This is a genomic window from Burkholderia sp. LMU1-1-1.1 (genome assembly GCF_040675865.1).
Taxonomy (GTDB): domain Bacteria; phylum Pseudomonadota; class Gammaproteobacteria; order Burkholderiales; family Burkholderiaceae_D; genus Rugamonas.
Genome location: NZ_JBEGHG010000005.1, coordinates 54,900 through 76,008 on the forward strand (window position 1 = coordinate 54,900; position 21,109 = coordinate 76,008).

The 21,109-nt window shown below is 64.3% G+C and carries 20 protein-coding genes; 5 read left to right on the forward strand and 15 right to left on the reverse strand.

Annotation, left to right across the window (positions count from 1 at the left end):
- Window positions 1-81: 81 nt before the first annotated feature.
- The 3 genes from MRBLMU1_RS06120 to MRBLMU1_RS06130 all read right to left on the reverse strand — a co-directional run bounded on the left by MRBLMU1_RS06120 (window position 82) and on the right by MRBLMU1_RS06130 (window position 1,909).
- The gene (locus MRBLMU1_RS06120; protein ID WP_363498544.1) at window positions 82-636 is read right to left on the reverse strand and encodes a gluconokinase; all 555 of its coding nucleotides are present in this window, start codon (window positions 634-636) and stop codon (window positions 82-84) included.
- A gap of 301 nt (window positions 637-937) precedes the next feature.
- A complete protein-coding gene (locus tag MRBLMU1_RS06125; RefSeq protein ID WP_090314202.1) occupies window positions 938-1,183 on the reverse strand; it encodes a hypothetical protein in 246 nt (81 codons plus the stop codon).
- Window positions 1,184-1,291: 108 nt separating this feature from the next.
- On the reverse strand, window positions 1,292-1,909 hold the full coding sequence (locus MRBLMU1_RS06130; protein ID WP_363498548.1) for a TetR/AcrR family transcriptional regulator: 618 nt from the start codon (window positions 1,907-1,909) through the stop codon (window positions 1,292-1,294).
- 174 nt (window positions 1,910-2,083) lie between these two features.
- On the opposite strand from MRBLMU1_RS06130, the gene MRBLMU1_RS06135 reads away from it, so the two are divergent.
- Window positions 2,084-2,746 (forward strand): DUF3313 domain-containing protein, encoded by a 663-nt coding sequence (locus MRBLMU1_RS06135; protein WP_363498551.1) that lies wholly within the window; start codon window positions 2,084-2,086, stop codon window positions 2,744-2,746.
- A gap of 8 nt (window positions 2,747-2,754) precedes the next feature.
- Here MRBLMU1_RS06135 and MRBLMU1_RS06140 read toward each other — a convergent pair whose 3' ends face one another.
- Window positions 2,755-3,477 (reverse strand): siderophore-interacting protein, encoded by a 723-nt coding sequence (locus MRBLMU1_RS06140; RefSeq protein ID WP_363498554.1) that lies wholly within the window; start codon window positions 3,475-3,477, stop codon window positions 2,755-2,757.
- A 22-nt stretch (window positions 3,478-3,499) separates the two neighbouring features.
- Here MRBLMU1_RS06140 and MRBLMU1_RS06145 point away from each other — a divergent pair, with 22 nt between their 5' ends.
- Window positions 3,500-4,006 carry a MarR family winged helix-turn-helix transcriptional regulator gene (locus tag MRBLMU1_RS06145; RefSeq protein ID WP_363498557.1) on the forward strand — a complete coding sequence of 169 codons (507 nt, stop codon included), beginning with the start codon at window positions 3,500-3,502 and terminating at the stop codon, window positions 4,004-4,006.
- A gap of 69 nt (window positions 4,007-4,075) precedes the next feature.
- Here the strand turns inward: MRBLMU1_RS06145 and MRBLMU1_RS06150 are convergent, their stop codons facing one another.
- On the reverse strand, window positions 4,076-4,621 hold the full coding sequence (locus MRBLMU1_RS06150) for a M23 family metallopeptidase (RefSeq protein ID WP_363498560.1): 546 nt from the start codon (window positions 4,619-4,621) through the stop codon (window positions 4,076-4,078).
- 19 nt (window positions 4,622-4,640) lie between these two features.
- Window positions 4,641-6,041: a PLP-dependent aminotransferase family protein gene (locus tag MRBLMU1_RS06155; RefSeq protein WP_363498563.1), complete on the reverse strand. Its 1,401-nt coding sequence runs from the start codon at window positions 6,039-6,041 to the stop codon at window positions 4,641-4,643.
- A 117-nt stretch (window positions 6,042-6,158) separates the two neighbouring features.
- Here MRBLMU1_RS06155 and MRBLMU1_RS06160 point away from each other — a divergent pair, with 117 nt between their 5' ends.
- Window positions 6,159-6,398 (forward strand): hypothetical protein, encoded by a 240-nt coding sequence (locus tag MRBLMU1_RS06160; protein WP_363498565.1) that lies wholly within the window; start codon window positions 6,159-6,161, stop codon window positions 6,396-6,398.
- A gap of 76 nt (window positions 6,399-6,474) precedes the next feature.
- On the opposite strand, the gene MRBLMU1_RS06165 is transcribed toward MRBLMU1_RS06160, so the two are convergent.
- From MRBLMU1_RS06165 to MRBLMU1_RS06180, 4 genes are read right to left on the reverse strand one after another with little or no spacing between them, the layout of a single operon-like run.
- Complete coding sequence (locus tag MRBLMU1_RS06165) at window positions 6,475-6,816, reverse strand: YciI family protein (RefSeq protein WP_363498568.1); 342 nt, start codon at window positions 6,814-6,816, stop codon at window positions 6,475-6,477.
- A 15-nt stretch (window positions 6,817-6,831) separates the two neighbouring features.
- Window positions 6,832-8,256 carry a TolC family protein gene (locus MRBLMU1_RS06170; protein ID WP_363498571.1) on the reverse strand — a complete coding sequence of 475 codons (1,425 nt, stop codon included), beginning with the start codon at window positions 8,254-8,256 and terminating at the stop codon, window positions 6,832-6,834.
- Window positions 8,253-11,585 carry an efflux RND transporter permease subunit gene (locus MRBLMU1_RS06175; protein ID WP_363498574.1) on the reverse strand — a complete coding sequence of 1,111 codons (3,333 nt, stop codon included), beginning with the start codon at window positions 11,583-11,585 and terminating at the stop codon, window positions 8,253-8,255. Before MRBLMU1_RS06175 ends, MRBLMU1_RS06170 begins: the two co-directional genes overlap by 4 nt.
- An 11-nt stretch (window positions 11,586-11,596) precedes the next feature.
- Window positions 11,597-12,823: an efflux RND transporter periplasmic adaptor subunit gene (locus MRBLMU1_RS06180; protein ID WP_363498577.1), complete on the reverse strand. Its 1,227-nt coding sequence runs from the start codon at window positions 12,821-12,823 to the stop codon at window positions 11,597-11,599.
- Window positions 12,824-13,302: 479 nt separating this feature from the next.
- Here MRBLMU1_RS06180 and MRBLMU1_RS06185 point away from each other — a divergent pair, with 479 nt between their 5' ends.
- Together MRBLMU1_RS06185 and MRBLMU1_RS06190 are read left to right on the forward strand one after the other, a co-directional pair.
- Window positions 13,303-14,049, forward strand: a complete 747-nt coding sequence (locus tag MRBLMU1_RS06185) for a Crp/Fnr family transcriptional regulator (protein WP_363498580.1) — start codon at window positions 13,303-13,305, stop codon at window positions 14,047-14,049.
- An 8-nt stretch (window positions 14,050-14,057) separates the two neighbouring features.
- Window positions 14,058-14,903 carry a universal stress protein gene (locus tag MRBLMU1_RS06190; RefSeq protein ID WP_363498583.1) on the forward strand — a complete coding sequence of 282 codons (846 nt, stop codon included), beginning with the start codon at window positions 14,058-14,060 and terminating at the stop codon, window positions 14,901-14,903.
- A 91-nt stretch (window positions 14,904-14,994) separates the two neighbouring features.
- On the opposite strand, the gene MRBLMU1_RS06195 is transcribed toward MRBLMU1_RS06190, so the two are convergent.
- The 5 genes from MRBLMU1_RS06195 to MRBLMU1_RS06215 all read right to left on the reverse strand — a co-directional run bounded on the left by MRBLMU1_RS06195 (window position 14,995) and on the right by MRBLMU1_RS06215 (window position 21,079).
- The gene (locus tag MRBLMU1_RS06195) at window positions 14,995-15,996 is read right to left on the reverse strand and encodes an NADP-dependent oxidoreductase (RefSeq protein WP_363498586.1); all 1,002 of its coding nucleotides are present in this window, start codon (window positions 15,994-15,996) and stop codon (window positions 14,995-14,997) included.
- A gap of 18 nt (window positions 15,997-16,014) precedes the next feature.
- Window positions 16,015-16,863 carry an oxidoreductase gene (locus MRBLMU1_RS06200; RefSeq protein WP_363498589.1) on the reverse strand — a complete coding sequence of 283 codons (849 nt, stop codon included), beginning with the start codon at window positions 16,861-16,863 and terminating at the stop codon, window positions 16,015-16,017.
- 116 nt (window positions 16,864-16,979) lie between these two features.
- The gene (locus MRBLMU1_RS06205; RefSeq protein WP_363498591.1) at window positions 16,980-17,597 is read right to left on the reverse strand and encodes a TetR/AcrR family transcriptional regulator; all 618 of its coding nucleotides are present in this window, start codon (window positions 17,595-17,597) and stop codon (window positions 16,980-16,982) included.
- Window positions 17,598-17,693: 96 nt separating this feature from the next.
- Window positions 17,694-19,385 carry a PAS domain-containing sensor histidine kinase gene (locus tag MRBLMU1_RS06210; protein WP_363498594.1) on the reverse strand — a complete coding sequence of 564 codons (1,692 nt, stop codon included), beginning with the start codon at window positions 19,383-19,385 and terminating at the stop codon, window positions 17,694-17,696.
- Entirely contained in the window at window positions 19,382-21,079 is a 1,698-nt protein-coding gene (locus tag MRBLMU1_RS06215; protein ID WP_363498597.1) for a hybrid sensor histidine kinase/response regulator, read from the reverse strand. Before MRBLMU1_RS06215 ends, MRBLMU1_RS06210 begins: the two co-directional genes overlap by 4 nt.
- Between the last annotated feature and the right edge of the window lie 30 nt (window positions 21,080-21,109).

A 21,109-nucleotide genomic window follows, 5' to 3' on the forward strand; every position in this document is an offset into this window, starting at 1 on the left:
GTTTTTGGTCTGTAGTTGTTTGCGCGCGGTACTGCTGACGGTCCGCTGCGTTTTGCTGCTTTTGCTTCCCCCGTGTTTCTGTTATTCCGGTCCGTCCCCCCTGGATGCGGCCCTTCCCTCGCTGGCCAATATCTCCGCAACCAATTGCTCCGGCGGCGCCGTGATGGCCAGGGTGATTCCGGCCTCGTCGGCCTGGAGCGGCTGCAGGTCCTTGAATTGGCTGTCCAGCAGCGACGGCGGCATGTAATGCCCGACGCGCGCCTGCATGCGGTCGGCGATCAGTTCGCGCGCGCCGCTCAGATGGGCGAACCGCAGCGCCGGATCCGCCGCCCGCAGCAGGTCGCGGTAACGGCGCTTCAGCGACGAGCAGGACAGCACCAGGCCGACGCCGGCCCGGCGAGCTTCGCCCACCTTCGCCTGCAGCGCCAGCAGCCAATCGGCGCGGTCGTCGTCGGTCAAAGGTTGGCCGGCCGACATCTTGGCCACGTTGGCCGCCGGATGGAACTGGTCCCCCTCGACGAACTCGACGCCTTGAGCCGTTGCCAGCGCTTGGCCGATCGTGCTCTTGCCGCAGCCGCTCACGCCCATGACGACCCAGCGTATCGCGCTGTCGTGCGGGCTGCTGGAACTTTCCATCCATCTCTCCAAGTCTAAGTTAGCGCTATCATTTCAGTTCTGAGGAACGCGCCTAGACTGTGGCACGGTCTCTTGTCTGAGTTGGGAATTTATCCGCAGAGGTCGGCCAACTTCAAGTTAGCGTTATCATCGGTAGATGAACTTTAGCGCAACGGAGGATTTTGTAAAGGATTATTAATATTGCATCGCAGCATGCGAGCGACTATCGAATAGCATGGCGACGCCTGCCAAACCGGCTCGCGGCGGTGCAACATCGCCGTGGCAGCCTCGCAACACCCGGAGCGGCCAACGGCGGGCCGGTTCAGCGAATGAACTTGTACCGCGACGCCTCTTCCGCCAGCAGACTTTCGTCCTTGCCGCGCAGGCGCCCCATGTTGCGGCGGTGCGCCGGTTCCGAGATGACCCTGGCGATCACCGGTTCCAGCACCCCGCGCTCGCTCAGGTAGGCGGCGGCGCTGTCCGGTCCTTCCCGATCCGCCAGTTCGATGCCGGTTTTGACGATTTCCGACGACACCAGATCGGGGCGAAAAGTGTGACTACTGGACATGACGATCTCCTTCAACAAGACACATATTGTGCGCTCGTTGCACCAGTCCGGTGCGTGCGTTTTCTCACTTTGGGCAATTTAGCCACATCATTTTTTACTATCGCTTTGTCATCGTGGCGTCATACCAGCGAAGAACAAATCGGCCGCCCGCGTCACCATTTGCTGGATATCCTTGAGCGCCAGCTGCGGCGGGTCCTGCTGGAAAATCCGGGCCGTCACCTCGGCCGTCACCAGCGCCGTGTACTGCAGCGCCGCCACGCGCGCGTCGGCGCGCCGGATCTCGCCGCGCTCCATGGCCGCCTCCAGCACCGACGCCAGGGCCGTGATCGACTCGCTCGGTCCGGCGTCGTAAAACAGCTGGCCCACGTCCGAGCGCCCCGCCTCGGCCACCACCATGCGATAGACGGCCACCGCCTTTTTATCGTTGGTCAGCACGTGCAGCATGCGCTCGCCGAAATGGATCAGCGCCATCTCCAGCGCGGTGCGGCCGACCACATTGGCCGCCAGCTCCCGCGTGGCGTCGAACAACTGCGCCGTGGCCACGGTCCTGACGACGGCGCCGAACAGCTCCTCCTTCGACGGGAAGTAACCGTAAAGCGTCGCCTTCGAACCGCCCAGGCGCTTGGCCAGCTCGTTCATCGACGCGCCCTCGTAGCCGGCCTCCTGGAACAACTCCGCCGCCGCCTCGATGATCGCCTGGCGGCGCGCCTCCGTACGTACTTTCATGCCAACCCCATATCCAAACCTGAAAGTACATTTTATTGCATGTTTAGCGTGAATAACAGACTCGAAAGTCGGTGAAGCCGCCTAATTTAAGCTTGACAGTCGGCGGTCCCGCCATCAATACTGTACAGGTTGGTTCAGTTTTAAAACATAAACTCTTCTCGCAAAGGCATCGCCATGTACACATCGCTCAAATCCACCGCTCCCCTGCTGATCGCCGCCTGCCTGGCGGTCGCGGGGTGCGCCACCACGCAACCGGTTCCCTACGGCGGCCTGGCGTCTTCCGGCCAGCTGCGGCCCAACCTCAACGACCAGTCGGGACGGATCCCCTACAACTATGCCACGCAGGTGGACCTGCGGGAATACAGGAGCATCATCGTCGATCCGGTAGAGGTGTATCGCGGCCAGGACAGCCAGTTTGAGGAAGTGACGGAGGAGGACAAGGCCGCGCTGGCGGCCTATATGCAGAGCGAATTCGAAGCGAAGCTGCGCGGCCGCTTTAACCTCACGCGGGATCCCGGCCGGCACACGCTGCGCCTCAAGTTGACCTTGACGGGCGCAAAATCGAACACGCGTTTTTTGAGCACCGCGTCGCGCTTCGACCTGGCCGGCGGGCCGTATAACTTGGTGCAGGCGGCGCGCGGCAAGGAAGGCGCCTTCACCGGATCGGTGATGTACGCGGTTGAACTGTACGACGCGTCGACCGACCTGCTGGTCAACGCCTATGTCACCAAGCAGTATCCCGGCCCGTACAACCTGGGCGCCAGCCTGGGACTGATGGACGCCTCGAAGGCCGGAATCCGCAACGGCGCGGAAGCCCTGCTCGCCCAGCTCCAGTAATAGCGGGATTATTCGAGGTTCTCGTGATGGGCGGACGCGCCCTTCTTCCAGTACGCCGAAATCCGCGCCGCCTCGCGCGAAAAGCCCTTCTCGACGAACAGGATATCGCGCACCTGTTTGGCCATCCGCGCCTCGCCCGCGCACCAGATAAAGCCGTCGCCCTCGGGCAGTCGCATGGCGCGGAACGCCTCGACGATGTCGTCCGGCGTCGGCGCCAGCTGCACGCGCAGGCGCGCGGCGCTGGCGAATTCCAGGGCGGCCGCTTCCTCGCCGGTGACCAGCACCAGCACGTCGGCCGCCGCCGGCAGCTCGTCAAGGCGGCGGCGGATCGCCGGCAAGGCGGTGGCGTCGCCGGCCAGGATCTGCCAGGTGTAACCGGCCGGGATGATCATCGATCCCTTCGGCCCGCCGATGACGGCCTGCTGCCCTACCCGCGCCTGGCGCGCCCAATCGGTCATGTGGCCCTCGGTGTGCAGCGCGAATTCCAGGGTCAGCTCGCGGGCGTCGCGATCGTAATGGCGCGGCGTATAGTCGCGCATTACGCGCTCGCCGGCGGCGTCGTGCAGGATGAACTTGACGTGATCGTCATACGACAAAGAGACGAAATCGTGCAGGCTCTCGCCTTTGAATGTTACGCTAACGAAATTCGGCGCCAGCTGCCTCACAGCGCTGACGGTCACTTCGCGCGCCTTGAGTTCGTGACGGACCCGCTGGATACGTTTATCATTCATACAATTCACCAGTTAGTTGACAATGTCCCCCAATCTACAGAAACAAGTTAACGTTGTCAACCAATTTGGCAGCGGTCCGGCCGAGGCCGTTTTTGACTCGATCCACACGCTCATGCACATGTACCGGTCGATGCAGTTGCGCAGCCTGCGCGACACCGGGCACGAGCTCACGCACATGGAATACAAGGTGCTGGGCTTTTTCGCCAAGCATCCGGGCGCCAGCCAAAGCGAGCTGGTCGCGCACTCCGGGCGCGACAAAGCGCAGCTGGCGCGCTTGATGCGCGGGCTGCGCGACAAGAAGCTGCTCGACGCGCAGGTCGACGAAAGCGACCGGCGCAGCGCGCGGCTGAGCCTGACCGAAGAAGGTCTAACGGTGATTCAAGGCTTACAGGCGTTGGGCGCGGAGGTATCGAACCTCGCCGTCACCGGCATGAGCGACGAAGAATGCGCGCAATTGCTGGCGCTCCTGCAGCGCGTGAGAACGAACCTGGAACGCGCCGAACCCGCGGAGACACGTAGGGCGGATTAGCGCGCAGCGCGTAATCGGCCATGCCCGCGCCGCCGACGGCTGACACCGACAGGCCGGGGGTCAAGTCTGTCATTCGGACACAATCCCAGCCGTAAGACGTTCGGCGCGCAGCAACGGATACGGATTGATCGCGCCGCCAAAGTCGTACACGCCGTAGTGCAGATGCGGCGGCGTGCCTTGCGCATTGCCCGAATTGCCGACATACCCCAACACCCGGCCAGCCTCGATGCGCATGCCCGCCTCCACGTCCGCATAGCGATCGAGATGGGCGTAATAATGACGCTGGCCGCCCGGCCCCAACACCCACACCACCAATCCACCGAGGCGGTTCGTGCCGACCCGCAGCACGATGCCCTCCGTACTCGATAGCACGGGGGTGCCGCGCTTGGCGAAGATATCGATGCCTTCATGCCTGCGACCCTCACCGCGCGCGCCACCCCAGGTGTCGCGCAGCGCACGCGCCCGCACGCCCTCCACCGGTACCGGAAGCATTTCGGGCTTGGGCATCGCCGCCAGGCGCATCGTATATAGCGCCCGTTCAATGGCCGGCTCCAGCAAGCCGTAGCCCAGGATGAGGACGACGGCAACCACGAGCGCGCGCAGGAAAGTTCGCATCACAGTGTTTCCTGGACAGTCAAACCACAGCAACGCTGAACGACTCGGGCCGCCGCGCAAGCAGATGGGACAGCCGTTGAAGACCCGCCTGTAAGCGCCCACGGTCCTTGATGTTACCCAAGGAGATCCGGATCGCATTCACGGATACGCTGCCAATTGCGAATGCCTCCGCCGGCGTGACCGCGATGCCCTCGCTGTCGGCTGCGCGCGCAAGCTGCGAGGAGTTCCAATACGCCGGCAGCTCGAGCCATACGTGCAGGCCATCCCCGGCGCCGCCGTACCGCCCCGCCAGAATATCCCGAGCCATCCGGTGGCGCAGGCGCGCCTCCTTGCGTACGCCTTCCACCAATCCGTCGGCCGATCCGTCGAGTATCCACTGAGTGGCCAGTGCGGCCGTCAGGGGAGCGACCATCAGCGCAAACGATCTTAGCGCGACCAGGAAACGTTCGCGTTCGTGCGGGTCGCGTACCAGCATGAACGCGACACGCAAGCCGGGCGTCAGGCATTTCGACAGCGTCGAGATGTAGTACACCCGTTCCGGGGCAAACGTGGCAATAGGTGGCGGCGGGGCATCGGCAAGGAGCCAGTAGGGATCGTCCTCGACGATGCGTACATCGCAGCGCTTCGCGATGCCGGCGAGCTCCTTGCGCCGGCGTTCCGGCATGGTGATGGCGGTCGGGTTCTGTAATGTCGGATTGAGGTAGACCAGCCCGGGCTTGTGCTGGCGGCACGCTTCCTCCAGCATCCCGGGCACCATCCCGTGCTGGTCCGCTTCCACCGCAATGATATGCCGGCCGAATTGGGCCGCCGCGGCTCGCAAGCCGGGATAGCTTACAGTCTCTGCCAGGATAACATCGCCAGGCTCCGTCAGCGCAAGGATCAATGCGGCGATCGCCGCCTGCGCGCCCGGACAGACAACCACCTGCCGGGTATCCAGATGTCCAAACATCGGTTCGAGCCATTTGGCGCCGGCCTTACGGTCGGAGTCGCTACCCCCGGCCAGGTGGTAAGTCATCAGCAATTCACTATCTGCCCTCATCAGCACTTGCGACAAACCTTGTTTCAACATGTCGTCGAAGTCCACGCCATCCGGCGGCGGCGGGGTGTTCATGCTCAGGTCGAGGATCGAGGTCAATTCGACTTTCGACGCCGCGACATACGTGCCTCGAGCGCCCCGCCCCTCCAGCAAGTTGCGGCGCCTGGCTTCGTCGTAGGCGCGCGTGACCGTCGTCAGGTCGACCTCCAGCCGTGCCGCCAACTGGCGCTGCGTAGGCAGGCGGTCACCCGGTTTCAGCGATCCATCCACCACCGCCGCCTGCAAGGCATCCGCAATCTGCAAAAAACGTGGCCCGCCGTGAACGGCCAATCGCGGCACCCAGATTGACAAATTTTCATCTTGCATGGTTTTCAACTGGGACATTTTGTCTTAATGTATGGAAATTGCTTTCAAGTAGTATGCCTCAGAAGGTGCAGCAGTGTTTTGACGTCGTGCTCCTCATGATAGATAGTGTCAAGTAATAGCTTAGGAATACTCAAAATGATGGAATGGACCCCTATAGTCTTCGTCACGTTCAAGGCTCTCGTGCTCGGCACGGGCATGTTCTTCGCCATCAAGTGGCATTACGATCAAGGGAAGAAGGCGAACAAGAAGGAAAGGCGCGCGGTGCTGCGCGCGGGCGGCGAAGCGGCGGCAGTCTTCGTGCTATCGCTGCTGGGCCTGGGCCTCGTCACCTTCGTCGTTGTCAGGATGCTCGGTATGGACTTGACCTTCCCATGAGGACAAAGACTGGTCGGCCGATATCCGCTGATGCGGCGGCAATCCCCGCTTTGGGCCGATAGCAAACCGCGTCTATTCAGCTCTCGGGATCATAGTAGAACTCGCGCAGTTCTTGCGCACAGCGGCAGGCCGACGCAAGCCGGGCCGCCCACTCGACAGCTGCCGCCCTGGACGGCAGCTCAAGTACACAAAAGCCTCCATCAAGCTCTTTGGTCTCCCGGTAGGTCTCGTTGGTGCAGTTGCCATCGGCCGCGACCCTCAGCGGAGCGACCTCGCTATTGATCCCCCCGCCAAAAACATACACCCCGGCGGCCTTGGCCTCCCTGATCACCTCATGCGACGCCTCGGAAACAGCAGCCATCTCGTCGTCGGGAACATCCATCGCACTCGCCGGAAACGAGATAAGAAATTTCGTCATGATCACGCGTCCTGTCTATTGGCCCGGCACGTCCCATCCACCCGCCAGCGCCTTGTACACGGCCACCAGGGTCGTCGCCGCCCCCGCCTGCGACTGCGCCAGCCTGTCGCGCGCCGTCAGCAGCTCGCGTTCGGCATCGAGCACCGTCAGGAAGTCCGTCGAGCCGACCGCGAAACGCTCGCGCGCGATCAGCGCCGCCTGCTCCGACGACTGCGCCGCCTCGTACAGCAACGCCGCCTGCCGCTGGCTGCGCGTGTACGCCGCCAACGCGCCCTCGGTCTCCTCCAGCGCCGTTAGCACCGCGCGCTCGTACGCGACCATCACCCCGTCGCTGCGCGCGTCGGCGGCCGCGATCTGCGCGCGGATGCGGCCGAAGTCCAGCAAATTCCACGTCAGCTGCGCGCCCAGGTTGTAGACATAGGCCGGTCCCTTGGCCAGTTCGCTCAGGTGCTGCGCGTTCTGCCCCAGCGTCCCGCCCAGCACGATCTGCGGGAACAGCGCGCTGCGCGCCACGCCCACCTGCGCCGCCGCCGCGCTGACCTGCGCCTCGGCCAGTTGAATATCCGGCCGCCGCCGCAGCAGCGCCGCCGGCGATCCGATCGCCGACAGTTCGACCGCCTGCAATCCCGGCAAAGGCTTGACCGGCTCCAGTTCCGCGTCGAGCGCCGTCGGCTGCTGTCCGCACAGCACGGCGATGCGGTAGCGGGTGCGTATCAGCGCCGATTCCAGCGCCGGTATATTGGCCGCCGTCGACTTGACCAGCGCCCGCGCGCGTTCGCTGTCGAGCGCCGTGCCACGGCCGACGTCGAGCCGCGCGTCGACCAGCTTGAGCGCTTCGTTCTGCGTCTCCAGCGAGGAGACCGCGACGCGCAACTGCTCCTGCAAGCCGCGCAGGTCGAAATAGTTGCGCGCCACCTCGGCCGCCACGCTCACCTGAGCCGCCCGCACGCCGGCCGCGCCGGCCAGCACATTGGCCTCGGCCGCGCGCCGGGCGTCGCCCAGGCGGCCGAACAGGTCGGCCTCCCAGCTGACATCCAGCCCGGCCGAGTAGTTGTTATTGGTGCTGACGACACCGGCGTCGTTCGGTCCACGTATGCGCGCGGCGCCCGCGTTCACGCCGATGCTGGGCAGCAGATTGGCGTCGGCGAAGCGGTTCAGCGCGCGCGCCTCGCGCAGGCTGGCGGCGGCCGAGCGCACGTCGGTGTTGGCCGACAGCGCCCGCTCCACCAGGCTGTCCAGCAACGGATCGTTGAAGCCGCGCCAGAACTGGCTGACCGGTTCCTCGGCCTTGGCGCCGGCCGGCGCGTTGGCGAAGCCGGCGCCCAGCACCGGTTCGAAATGCTTGGCGGGCGGCGCGCTCGAACAGGCGGCCAGCGCCAGCGAAACGGCAATGGCCAGGCCGGCCGGACGCAAGGACGCCATGCGGGGCGACGTGATCATAAGTCCTCCTTGCGTGGTTCGTGCGCGGATGGCGCCTTGTGCGCGCCGGGCGCACCCGCCGGACCGGCATCATCGATACCGGCGTGGAACGGATGCGCGGCGGCGTCGATTTCGCGCCGTAGTTCTTCCGCGTGGGCGCGCCGTTTCTCGGTGCCCTTGCGCAGCAGCGCGTAGAACACCGGCGTCAGGAAAATCCCGAACAGGGTCACGCCGACCATGCCGGAGAACACCGCGATCCCCATCGCGCGGCGCATCTCGCTGCCCGCGCCGCTGCCGAGGATCAACGGTATCACGCCGGCGCAGAAGGCGATCGACGTCATCAAGATCGGCCGCAGACGCAGATGGCAGGCCTCGATCACCGCGTCCACCATCGGCTTGCCCTGCTCTTCCAGCTCCTTGGCGAATTCCACGATCAGAATCGCGTTCTTGCACGCCAGGCCGACCAGCACCACCAGCGCCACCTGCGTGAACAGATTCAAATCCCCCGCCTGGCCGAACGGCGGGAAATGCGACAGCCACACGCCGAACAACGCCGACAGAATACACATCGGCACGATCATGATGATGGCCAGCGGCAGGCTCCAGCTCTCGTACTGCGCCGTCAGCACCAGCACCACCAGCACCACCGACAGGAACAGCACCGCGCCCAATGTCGGGATCTTGATGTCCAACCCCGGCAAGGTCACGGAACGCGTCAGCCGGTCCTGGTAGGCCAGGTCGGTCCATTCGTACGACATGCCGCGCGGCAGGGTCTTGACCAGGCGTTCGATCTCCGCCTCCGACTGCCCGCTGGAGAAGCCGGGGTTGGCGGCGCCGTTGATGTCGGCCGACGGGAAGCCGTTGTAGCGCGTCACGCGGGTCGGGCCGAAGGTCGGATTGACCTGCATGACGGACCCCAGCGGCACCATCTGCCCGGCCGAATTGCGCGTCTCCAGCCGCACGATGCTGTCGGCGCGCGAGCGGAACGGCGCATCGGCCTGCACCACCACCTGGTAGGTCTTGCCGAAGCGGGTGAAGTCGTTCACGTACAGCGAGCCGAGATTGATCTGCAGCGTGTCGTAGATATCCTGCAGTGGCACGCCCATCTGCTTGGCCTTGGTGCGGTCGACGTCCGCGAACAGCTGCGGCACATTGATGTCGTAGGTCGAATACGGCGTGCCGATGCTCGACTTCTTATTGCCGTAGATCTGGCCGAGCACGCCCCAGACGGCGCCATACAGCGCCTGCTCCCCCTGGCTGCCGCGATCCTGCACCTGCACCTTGAAGCCGCCCGCGTTGCCCAGGCCGTCGACCGCCGGCGGCGGCACCACGAACATGCGCGCGCCCTGGATCTGCTGGATCGCGCCATTGACCTTGCCGAGGATGGCATCCTTCGACAGGTCGCCCGAGGTGCGCTTCTCGAACGGCGCCAGGCCGAAGAAGACGATGCCCTCGTTCGGCGAGGCCGAGAAGCCGGCGATCGACAAGCCCGGGAAGGCGATCGAATCGGTGATACCCGGCACCTTGAGCGCGATGTCGCTCATGTCGCGGATCACTTTCTCGGTGCGCGCCAGCGAGGAGCCGGCCGGCAGCTGCGCCACGCCGATCAGGTACTGCTTGTCCGGCGCCGGCACGAAGCCGCTCGGGATGCGCGTGAACAGCAGCCCTGTCAACACCAGCAGCACGCCATACACCACCAGCGCCAGCGACTTGCGCCCCAGCAGACCGGTCACGCCACGGCTGTAGGCCGCGCTGCGGCGCTGGAACATGCAGTTAAACCAGTGGAAGAAGCGGCCGAACACCTTGTCCATCCCGCGCGAGAGGCGGTCCTTGGGCGCGTCGTGCGGCCGCAGGAGCATCGCCGCCAGCGCCGGCGACAACGTCAGCGAATTGAACGCCGAGATCACCGTCGAAATGGCGATGGTGGCGGCGAACTGCTTGTAGAACTGGCCCGACAGGCCGGGCACGAAGGTCAGCGGAATGAACACCGCGCACAGCACCAGCGCGATGGCGATGATCGGGCCGCTGACCTCGTTCATCGCGCGTACCGTGGCGTCGTGCGGCGTCAGGCCGTCGGCGATGTTGCGCTCGACGTTTTCCACCACCACGATGGCGTCGTCGACGACGATACCGATCGCCAGCACCAGTCCGAACAAGGTCAGGGTGTTGATCGAATAACCCAGCAACATCAGCACCGCGAAGGTGCCGACGATGGACACCGGCACCGCCAGCAGCGGAATCACCGACGCGCGCCACGTCTGCAGGAAGATGATCACCACCAGCACCACCAGCAGCACCGCCTCGATCAGCGTGTGCACCACTTTTTCGATCGACGTCTGCACGAAGCGCGTCGGATCGTAGACGATGTCGTAGTCGACGCCCTTGGGGAAGTTGGCCTTCAACCTCGCCATTGTCGCCCGCACGTCGTCCGACAGCTGCAGCGCGTTCGATCCCGGCGCCTGGAAGATGGCGATCGCCGCCGCTTCCTTGTTGTTCAGCAGACTACGCAGCGAGTAGGTGCTGGCGCTCATTTCGACCCGGCCGACATCCTTGATGCGCACCACGGCGCCGTTGGCCGGATCGCTGCGCACGATGATGTTGGAAAAATCCTCCTCCGTGATCAAGCGGCCCTGCGCGTTGACCTGCAACTGGAAATCCGTGTCGTCCGGCGCCGGCGGCGAACCGACCACGCCGGCCGCCACCTGCGCGTTCTGCTCGCGTATCGCCGCGACCACGTCGCCGGCCGTCATGCCGCGTCCCGCCAACTGCTGGGGATTGAGCCACACGCGCATCGCGTAGTCGCCCGCGCCGAACTGCAGCACCGATCCCATGCCCGATATGCGCAGCAGGTCGTCGCGCACGTTCAGGTTGGCGTAGTTGCGCAGATAGAGCGCGTCGTGGCTGTTGTCGGGGCTGACCATGTGCACCACCATGGTCAGGTTGGGCGACTGCTTCTCGGTCGTCACGCCGATGGTGCGGACGATCTCCGGCAGCCGTGGCAAGGCGCGGTTGATGCGGTTCTGCACCGCCGTCTCGGCCTGCTCCGGCACCGTGCCGATCTTGAACGTCACCGTCAGCGCCATGCTGCCGTCGGCGGTGGCGCGGCTTTCGAAATACAGCATGTTTTCCAGGCCGTTGATCTGCTCCTCGAGCGGCGCGGCCACGGTCTCCGAAATCACGCGCGGATTAGCGCCCGGGAACTGGGCGCGCACGACGATCTGCGGCGGCGCCACCTCCGGATACTCCGAAATCGGCAGCTGGAAAATGGCCAGCACGCCGACCAGGAAAATGAACAGCGAAAGAACGGTGGCGAAGCGCGGACGATCAATGAAAAACCGTGAGATATCCATGCGTGCGCCCCTTAGCTCTTGGCGGCGGCGGGGGCGGCCGGAGCACCGGGAGCGCCCGGCGGCTGCGCCGGAATCGGCATGCCCTTGTCATCGACCTTGAGCTGCTGCGGCGTGACCGGCGCGCCGGGCATCGCGCGCAGCAGGCCGTCGACGATCACCAGTTCGCCGGGCTTGACGCCGGTGACGGCGCGCATGCCGCCTATCAGCGCTCCGGTCTTGACCTCGCGCTGATCGACGATGTTGTTCTTGCCGACGATAAGCACCACCTTGCGCGTCTGGTCGGTGCTGATGGCGCGGTCCATCACCATCGTCGCCGTGTACTTGCCGCTGCCGACCAGTTGGAGGCGTGCGAACAGTCCGGGCGTGTACAGGCCGTCCTTGTTGTCGAACACGGCGCGCCCGCGCATCGACGCGGTGGCCGGATTGAGGCGGTTGTCGACGAAGTCCATCTTGCCGGCGTGCGGGAAGCCCTCCTCGTTGGCCAAGCCGAGGCGCACCTCGTTGGGCGTGTCGCGCGACGACTGCCGCGAGCCTTCGCGCGCCGAGCGCATATATTTCAGGTAGATCGCCTCGCTGGCGTCGAAGTAGGCGTACACACGGTCGCTCGACACCACCGTGGTCAGCACCGGATCGCCGACGCTGACCAGGTTACCCTCGGTGATGTTGGCGCGCGAGGTGCGGCCCGTGACCGGCGCCGTGATGTTGGTGAACTCCAGATTGAGCCTGGCCTGCACCAGCGCCGCCTCGGCCGCCTTGACGCTGGCCTGGGCGCTCGCCAGCGCGGCGCGCAGCTGATCGATTTCCTGTTGGCTGACGCCGCGCACCGCTACCAGTTTTTCGGCGCGCGCCAGTTCGGTCCTGTTCAATTCACCCTGGGTTTTCGCCGCCAACAGCTGCGCCTCCAGCCGCGCCGCCTCGGCGGCGAACGGACGCGGATCGATGGTGAACAGCCGGTCGCCCTTATTGACCACCTGCCCTTCGCGGAAATGCACCTTGGTCAGCATGCCGGCCACGCGCGAGCGGATGTCCACCGTGTCCGGCGCTTCCAGCCTGGCCGTGAACTCGTCGAACTCCTGCACCTCGCGCTGGACCACCGGCGCCACCGACACCGGCGGCGGACCGCCGGCGTGCTGGCCGCCGTCATCGCCCTTGCCGCAGGCCGCCAAAGTGAGCACGAGGCCGCACATTAGGGAATTTTTCGCCCAGTCCGAGCGTGACAGTACGGCCAGAATTTCCATCGTTGACTCCCAATAGCGGTGACAAGCGGTAAGTTACTCGTTGATACTAAATCAAGTAGTTGAATTCTGACAAAAATCAATTGGCTTGTCATTAACTTTAACCTCCAATAAGACTATAGCGTTCGGAAAAGGCCGAAAAACCCGTCATTTCGCTTCCTACCTGCCCCAAGCGCCAGTCCTACATCGCAGCTCATCCCGCATGACAAAATATTCGTCACACTGCACGTGGGGAGGCAACCGATTTGCGGGGCGTGGTCCACGGTTCGCTCGAGGCGCTGCACCGCATGAAGCGCGACGGCGGCGCCTTGATCAACGTCGGCAGCTCTCACATACCGCGCCTCTTCGACCGCTATATGAAAGCGACCATGTTCAACAGCGGCACCCGGACCGCCCGCCGAAGCAGGAGGAATTTGATGCAGATCAATTTTTTTTTATTTAAGACTTGCTAGGCTATCCATACTTTGCCTCAGGTCATACATATGTTGTCGTCCACATCAGCAGTACCCCGCTCCGAACAGCCCAGCGCCGGCCTGCCTTCCACCTGCCACGCCTGTCCCACCCGGGAGCATTGCCTGCCGGCCGGCCTCGATCCCGCGGCACTGCACAGCTTTGAACACACGGTCGAGCGCCGCCAGCACCTCAAGCGGCACGAACGACTTTACCGGTACGGCATGCCGCTCGAGCATCTGTTCATCGTGGCGAGCGGACAGATCAAAACCGAGCGTCCGATGCCGGATGGCCGCCCGCAGGTGCTCGGCTTCTACCTGCCGGGGCAATTGCTCGGCCTCGACGCGCTGTCTTCGCACACCTTTTGCTGCGACGCCGTCGCGCTGTGCGACAGCACGGTGTGCGCGATCTCGTATGCGATGCTCACCAGCCTGATACAGCAGCGCAGCACCCTGCTGCTACGTTTTCACGCGCTGTTCGGCACCGAGCTGGCGCGCCAGCAGAGCAACATGCTATTGCTCGGTAACGCCAAGGCGCCGCAGCGGCTGGCCGCGTTTCTGATGGACCTGGCGACCAGCCACCACGCGCCGGCGCCGCCGGCGCCGTCGTTCGAGCTGCGCATGTCGCGCGACGACATCGCATCCCACCTGGGTCTCGCGCTGGAAAGCGTGAGCCGCCAACTGACGCAGTTCCGCGCGGCCGGCCTGCTGGAAGTCCAGAACCGCCGCATCGAGTTACTCGACGCCGACGCCCTGCGGGCGATCGCCATTTCTTCATAGGAGGCAGCATGTCTTACAAAACCATCCTGGTCCACGTGGACCGCTCAAGCCGCACGGACGCCCGTGTCGCGCTGGCCGCCCGCCTAGCCGGCGACGAACAGGGATACCTGGTCGGCGCCGCCGTCAGCGGCTTCGTGCCGGAACTGTACGGCGCCTATCCGATGATGATGGCCGCACCCATTCCCGAAGCCGAGGTGGAGGCCTGCCGGGCCGAAGCCAACCGGGCGCTGGACAATTTCGAGAAGGTGGCGCGTGGCGCCGGCATCGAGGCCATCGAACGGCGCCTGAGCGACGACACCGCGCAGTACGACATCGTGCTGCAGGCGCGCTACGCCGATCTGGTGGTGGTCGGCCAGCATGACCCGGACGACAGGCAAACCGGCGCGGCCCGCGATCTGCCCGAATACGCGGCGCTACAGGGTGGCCGGCCGGTGCTGGTGGTGCCGTATGCCGGCCAATTCGACCGCATCGACCGTCACGCGCTGGTGGCGTGGGACGGCAGCCGTTCCGCCGTCCGCGCCGTCACCGACGCGCTGCCGCTGCTGCGGCGCAGCGGCAGCGTCACGCTGGCCTTGTTCAATCCGGAGCGGCAGTATGGCGTGCACGGCGAGCAGCCGGGGGCCGACATCGCGCTGTTCCTGGCGCGGCATGGGGTCAAGGTCGAGGTGCTGCGGCAGGACACGCCGCCGGGATTAGACGTGGGCAATGCCTTGCTGTCGCTGGCGGCCGACATCAACGCCGATCTGCTCGTCATGGGGGCGTATGGGCACATGCGCTGGCGCGAGGTGCTGATGGGCGGCGTCACGCGCACGGTTTTGCGGTCGATGACATTGCCCGTCTTGATGTCGCATTGACGCGCTGGTGGCCGATCGAAGGCGGTCAAATCCCCCCATAGATCAGCCCGTGTAGAATTGGTGGACGTGACCCCGGAGTATCCGCTGGGTATCAGCGCACCTTGATGACGACCTTGCCCTTGGACCTGCCGGTTTCGACGTAGGCCAGCGCTTCCCTGGTCTGGTCGAACGGGAACACGCGGTCGACCACCGGCCGGATGGCGCCGGCGTCGATCAGGTCCGCGATCCGCCGTAACTGCTCGCCGCTGGCGCGCATGAACAGGAAAGAGTAGCTGACGCCCGCCGCCTTGGCCTTGCTGCGTATGCCGTAACTGAGCGCGCGCATGACCAGCCCCACCAGCACGTTCACGCCGCGCGCCTTGGCGAAGTCGGGGTCCGGCGGCCCGGCGATGCCGACGACTTTTCCGCCCGGCTTGAGCACGCTCAGCGATTTTTTCTGCGTCACGCCGCCCTGCGAATCGAGCACCAGGTCGTAATCGCGCAGCCGCAGCGAGAAGTCGTCGCTCTTGTAGTCGATCACGATATCGGCGCCCAGCTCTTTCAGCATGGGCGCGCTGGCCGCGCTGGCGGTCGTGGCGACGGTGGCGCCGAGGTGCTTGGCCAGCTGAATGGCGACCGTCCCCACGCCGCCGGCGCCGGCATGTATCAGCACCTTCTGTCCCTTCTTCAAATTGCCTTTTTCGACCAGCGCCTGCCACGCCGTCAGGGCCACCAGCGGCATCGCCGCCGCCTGCTCCATCGTCAAGGTCTTCGGCTTGGGCGCCAACGAATCCTCCTTGATCGCGATGAATTCGGCGAACGTGCCGATACGGTCGTCGTCGGGCCGCGCATACACCTCGTCGCCGACATTAAACCGGCGCACGCCCGCGCCCACGCGGACCACCACGCCGGCCATGTCGTTGCCCAGGATGAGGGGCATGCGATACGGCAGCAGCAGTTTGAATTCGCCGTCGCGGATCTTCAGGTCCAACGGGTTCACACTGGCGGCGTGGATCTGCACCAGCACGTCGTCGGCGCGCAGCTCCGGCTCCGGCATCTCGCCGGCGCGCAGCACATCGGCTTTGCCGTAACGGTCAATAATGAAGGCCTTCATGTCTCGCTCCGATGATTGTTATTGTTCCAGCGCGGCGGCGACAGGACCGACCGGCGGCTGCGAATCGAGCTTCAGGTCCTTGCGTATGCCCGCCTCCACCAGCGCGGCCGGCGCGAACCGGCGCAACGCCCGCAGGCGCCCCGCCATGACACCCGACGTGTAGCGCACCTTCGGCCGCGCGTCGCGCGCCGCCTTCAGCACGGTGGCGGCCACCACGTCGGGGCCGTCGGCCTTTTCCATCGCTTGCTTCACCGTGTCCGCCAGCGCGGCGCGCAGCGCGCGGTACTCCGGCAGCTGGGCGTCGGCCTGCAGCTGGTTGGCGTCGAACGGCGTCTTCACATACGCCGGCTCGATCAGCGATACCCGCACGCCCTGGGTGCGCAGCTCCTGGTCCAGCGACTCCGAATACCCCTCGACCGCGTGCTTGGTGGCGCAGTACAGCGCCGCATACGGCAACGCGACGAAACCGAGCACGGAGCTGATGTTCAGGATGCGTCCCTCGCGCTGCCGGCGCATGTGCGGCACCACCGCGCGCGTCATCCGCACCAGGCCGAAGAAGTTGGTGTCGAAAATGGCCTGCGCCTGCTCCATGCTGCTCTCCTGCGCCGCCGCCGGCGCCACGCCGAAGCCGGCATTGTTGACCAGCAGGTCGATGCGGCCGTGCCGGCGCATCACCTCGGCCACCAGCGCCGCCACCGATTCATCGCTGGTGACGTCCAGCGCCAGCATCTCGAAGCCGTGCCGCGAAGTCGAGGCCCCCTTGCGGCTGGTGCCGTAGACTTTATAGCCGGCTTGGGCCAGCAACTCGGCCGTTGCCTCGCCGATTCCCGACGAGGCGCCGGTAACGATTGCAATCTTGTTGTTCATGGTGATTCCCCTATTGTGGCCCCATTGACGGCGGCAAGTACAAAATAAAATATGATGATCATCATATTTTGGTTTAAAAAAAACGGCCGTCGCGGCCGCCGCCTGGCGGACGACCTTCAGTCGCCCACCGGTGAAAAATAGTTGAGCGCCGCTTCGCGCAGCGACTTCGCCAGCGCGGGATCGTCCACCGCCCTTGCCAGCACCACCGTGCCGACCATCGCGCTGATCCTCACCATCGCCTCGTCGTGCGCGCTGCGATCTCCGCCCTCCGGTATCTGTTTCGCCACGAGATCGATCAACTGCTGGATGTGGCGCGTGGCCACGTGCCGCACTTCCGGCGCTTGGCGGTGCATCTCCGAGCCCAGCGCGGAGACCGCGCAGCCACCTTCGACGCCGTTCAAATGTGCGTCCGACAGGTACGCCTGCATCAACGCCTGCAAGCCCTGCCCCTCGGGCACGGCCTCGAAGACCTGGGCCGTCCAACCCAGCGCCTCGGCGCGGGCGCGGTCCGCCGCTTCGGCCAGCAGCGCCTCGCGCGAGGCGAAGTGCGCATAGAACCCGCCGTGCGTCAGGCCGGCTTCCTTCATGATATCGGCCACGCCGGTGCCGTCGTAGCCGCTGCGGCGTATCGCCCTCGAAGCCACTTCCACGATGCGCTCGTGCGTCACTTCCTTGCGCGCCTGCGTCGCGCGCACCTGCGGCGCTTTGGCTTTCGGTTTGATATCTATTCCCATGACGACCATCATATACTATTTTTCGATTGGCCGCCCGGCGATCTCCAAATCGGCGGGATCGTGGCTAAGGCGCCAACCTCTTGGTGTGGCCGCTCGTCACGCCTCGCGCGAGAATTCGAGCTTGAACGACGTCCAGCCGTCCCGCTCGATTTCCAGCGTCGATCGCAGTTGCATGGCCAGTTCGCGCACCAGTTGCATGCCCATGGACCTGGCTTCAAGAAGGTCGAGGTGGGATGGCGCGCCAACGCCGTTGTCCCGCACGATCAGGCACAACCGGTCGGGACCTGCCGAGCGCAGTTCGACCCGCACGATCCCGTGGCGGTTATCGGGAAATCCATGCTTGAGCGCGTTGGTGATCAACTCGTTCAGGATCAGTCCGCAGGGGACCGCTTTGTCCACGTGCAGCTCGACATTCTCGACCGCCAGCTCAAGGGAAACGCGGCCGGCGCCAGCCCCGCCTTCGGCCACGCTAAAGACGTTCCCCGCCAGCCTGTCGACGTACTCCGAAAACGGAATATGCAGGTAGTCGCGGGTTTGATAGAGCATCGCGTGGATCAGCGCGATGGCCTGCACCCGCGCGGCGCAGCCGCCCAGCGAGTCCCGGCTCGCCGCGTCGTCCGTGCGGTTCAATTGAATGCTGATGAGGCTGGAAACCACCTGCAGATTGTTCTTGATCCGATGGTGGATTTCCTTCAACAGCGTCTCGCGTTCGTGCTGGACGCGTATCCGCTCGGTGATATTGACCACGGAACAAAGGACAAAGGCGCCGTCCGAGGTGTCGATCGGGTTCAGCGCGATCTCGATCGGAATTTCCGCCCCGCTTTTATGGAGCCCGCGCAAATCACGTCCCGCGCCCATGGGGCGGGTGTGCGGCGCCTTGGAAAAATCGTGCCGGAATCCCGGATGGCGCTGGCGTAGTTGCTGAGGCACCAGCATCTCGACCGCGCGCCCGATCAGGTCCTCGCGCGCGTAACCGAACAATGCCTCCACGTGGGCGTTCACCAGGACGATGCAGCCCTCCCGATCGACCATGATCATGCCCGTCGGCGAGGCCTCGATGGCCAGGCGAAACTGCTCGCTGGCGCGTTTGCGCTCCGTGATGTCGACGATCGAACTGAGCACGAAGACGCCCTCGGGCGTTTCGAGCGGATTGAGGCCGATCTCGATCGGCACCTCCCGTCCATCCTTGCGCAGCCCATAGAGATCGCGCCCGGCCCCCATCATCCGGGCGTGCGGCGCGCGAAAGAATGCCGAACGGGCCGACGGATGCGCGCCGCGAAATCGCGGCGGCACCAGCAACTCGACCGGCTGGCCCGTCAACTCGCCGCGCGTATAACCAAACAACTTTTCTACGTGGGCGTTGACGAGCACGATCCGTCCGGCCGCGTCGGTCACGATCATGCCGGTCGGCGCGGCCTCGATCGCCAGGCGGAAATGCTGCGCCCCCAGGGAATTGTCCCCCAGGTCGCGAACGACGACGCAAAATCCGGTCGCGGTGCCGGCCGAATCGCTCATCGCGGTGATCACGATGCTCGCCCAAAACTTGACGCCATCGGTGCCGAGACACCAGCCGTCGCCGGCGTAGCCGCCTCGCTCGGCCACGGCCGCCAGTTCATCGCCGGGCGCGAATACATTGGAGAAAACACGCCCCAGTATGTTTTTTGCCTGCATGCCATTGAAGCGCGACGCCCCGGCATTCCAACTCACGATTTCGCCGTCCAGATCGACGATAAACACGGCGCAGTCATGCCCGGGCGCCGCGCCGCGCGGCGACGCCGGCGCGTTCACGAGACGGCCTCGTGCGCAGTCGTGCCGGCCTGTTCCATGTCGCGCAAGGGCAGCCATACCACGAAGGTGGACCCTTGCCCCGCAATACTGGAGACGGCGACTGTGCCGCCATGCAATTCGGCGAACTCCTTGACGACGATCAGCCCCAGTCCGGGACCGCCACGCGCGCGCGCGAGCAACGAATCGATTTGTGTGAACGCATGAAAAATCTCGTCCAGATCGGCGATGCCGATCCCATTGTCGACGATCGCGATCTCGACGAACTCGCCAAATTCATGGTCGGGCAGCGGGAGCAACCGGGCCGCTCCGGCCAGCGGAACGTCGATGCAGACCGCCGCGCGCGGCACTTCGCGCACGGTGACGACCACCTTTCCGCGGTCGTCCATGAATTTCACGGCGTTCGACAGCAAATTAAAGATTATCTGCCGGATCTTGGACCGGTCCGCCCACAGCGGCCGCGTCGGCAGGAACGGAACGACCCGAACATCGATATCGCGCCGCTGAATGGGTTCGGCCAGCGCGGCAAGGCAGCAAGTGACTTCGGCATTCACATCCACGGGTTCGAGTTCCAGCGTCATTTTCCCGGCCTCGATCTTGGATAAATCGAGAATGCCATTAACCAGCGACAACAGACGATCGCCGCTTTCACATATTAACGAGATATACCTGCGTTGATTTTCCGTTAGCTCGCCAATTTTACCGATCTGGAATAGCCGTGCGAATCCGATGATCGAATTCAACGGGGTGCGCAATTCATGCGACATTCTGATCAGGAATTCACTTTTCTCCCGGGTCGCCGCCTGGAGCCGGCCATTGGCCGCTTGAAGTTGGGCCGTCCGCTCGCCCACCCGCCACTCCAGCTCGACGGTCAACTGGCGGATCTGCTCCAGACTGCGGCGTAGTTCCGTGATATCACGAAATACCATCACCTTGCCCAAGGAAGCTCCATTGTCATCGACGATAGGCGCGGTCGCATCGTCGATCTCTATGGTTTCCCCTTGTCTATTGATAAAAAAAGTCTGCAACTCCACGGGAGGCGACAAACTCCTGAATCCGCCGCCATCGCGTCTTGTCACTTCGGGCACGGACACCTGGGCTCGAACCAGTCCGAGAACTTCTTGTAATTCGAGACCTTGCGCCTCCGTCTCCCGCCAACCCGTGAGCGTTTCAGCCGAAGGGTTCAGGAACCTGATTTTATCCGCCGGGTCGGTCGCGATCACGGCGTCGCTCAACGATCGAAGCGTCGTTGAAAACCAGCGCTCCTGTTCGCGCAAACGTTCCTCGACCATATTTTTATATAAGGCGACCTCAATCGTGCAGCGCAGCTCCAGCATCTTAAAAGGCTTGACCAGATAGCCGAACGGCGTCGCCTGCTTGGCGCGTTGCAGGGTTTGTTCATCGGAGTATGCCGTCAGAAAAATGACTGGACAATTCATGAACCGGTGGATTTCCCTTGCGGCATCGACCCCGTCGCTCGATCCATTCAAGCGGATGTCCATTAAAATCAGATCCGGCTGTTTAGCGCGCGCGCACTCGATCGCTTCCGGCGCTGAAATCACGTTTCCAATAACGGAATATCCCAGCTTTTCCAGGCTCAAGGAAAGATCCAGCGCCACCACCCTTTCGTCCTCGACAATCAAAATGCGCGCGGCCTTGGCGGATATTTCCAGGGTCGGAGTGATCGCAGCCTGCATAGGGCACCCGTGTATTAATATATTATTATC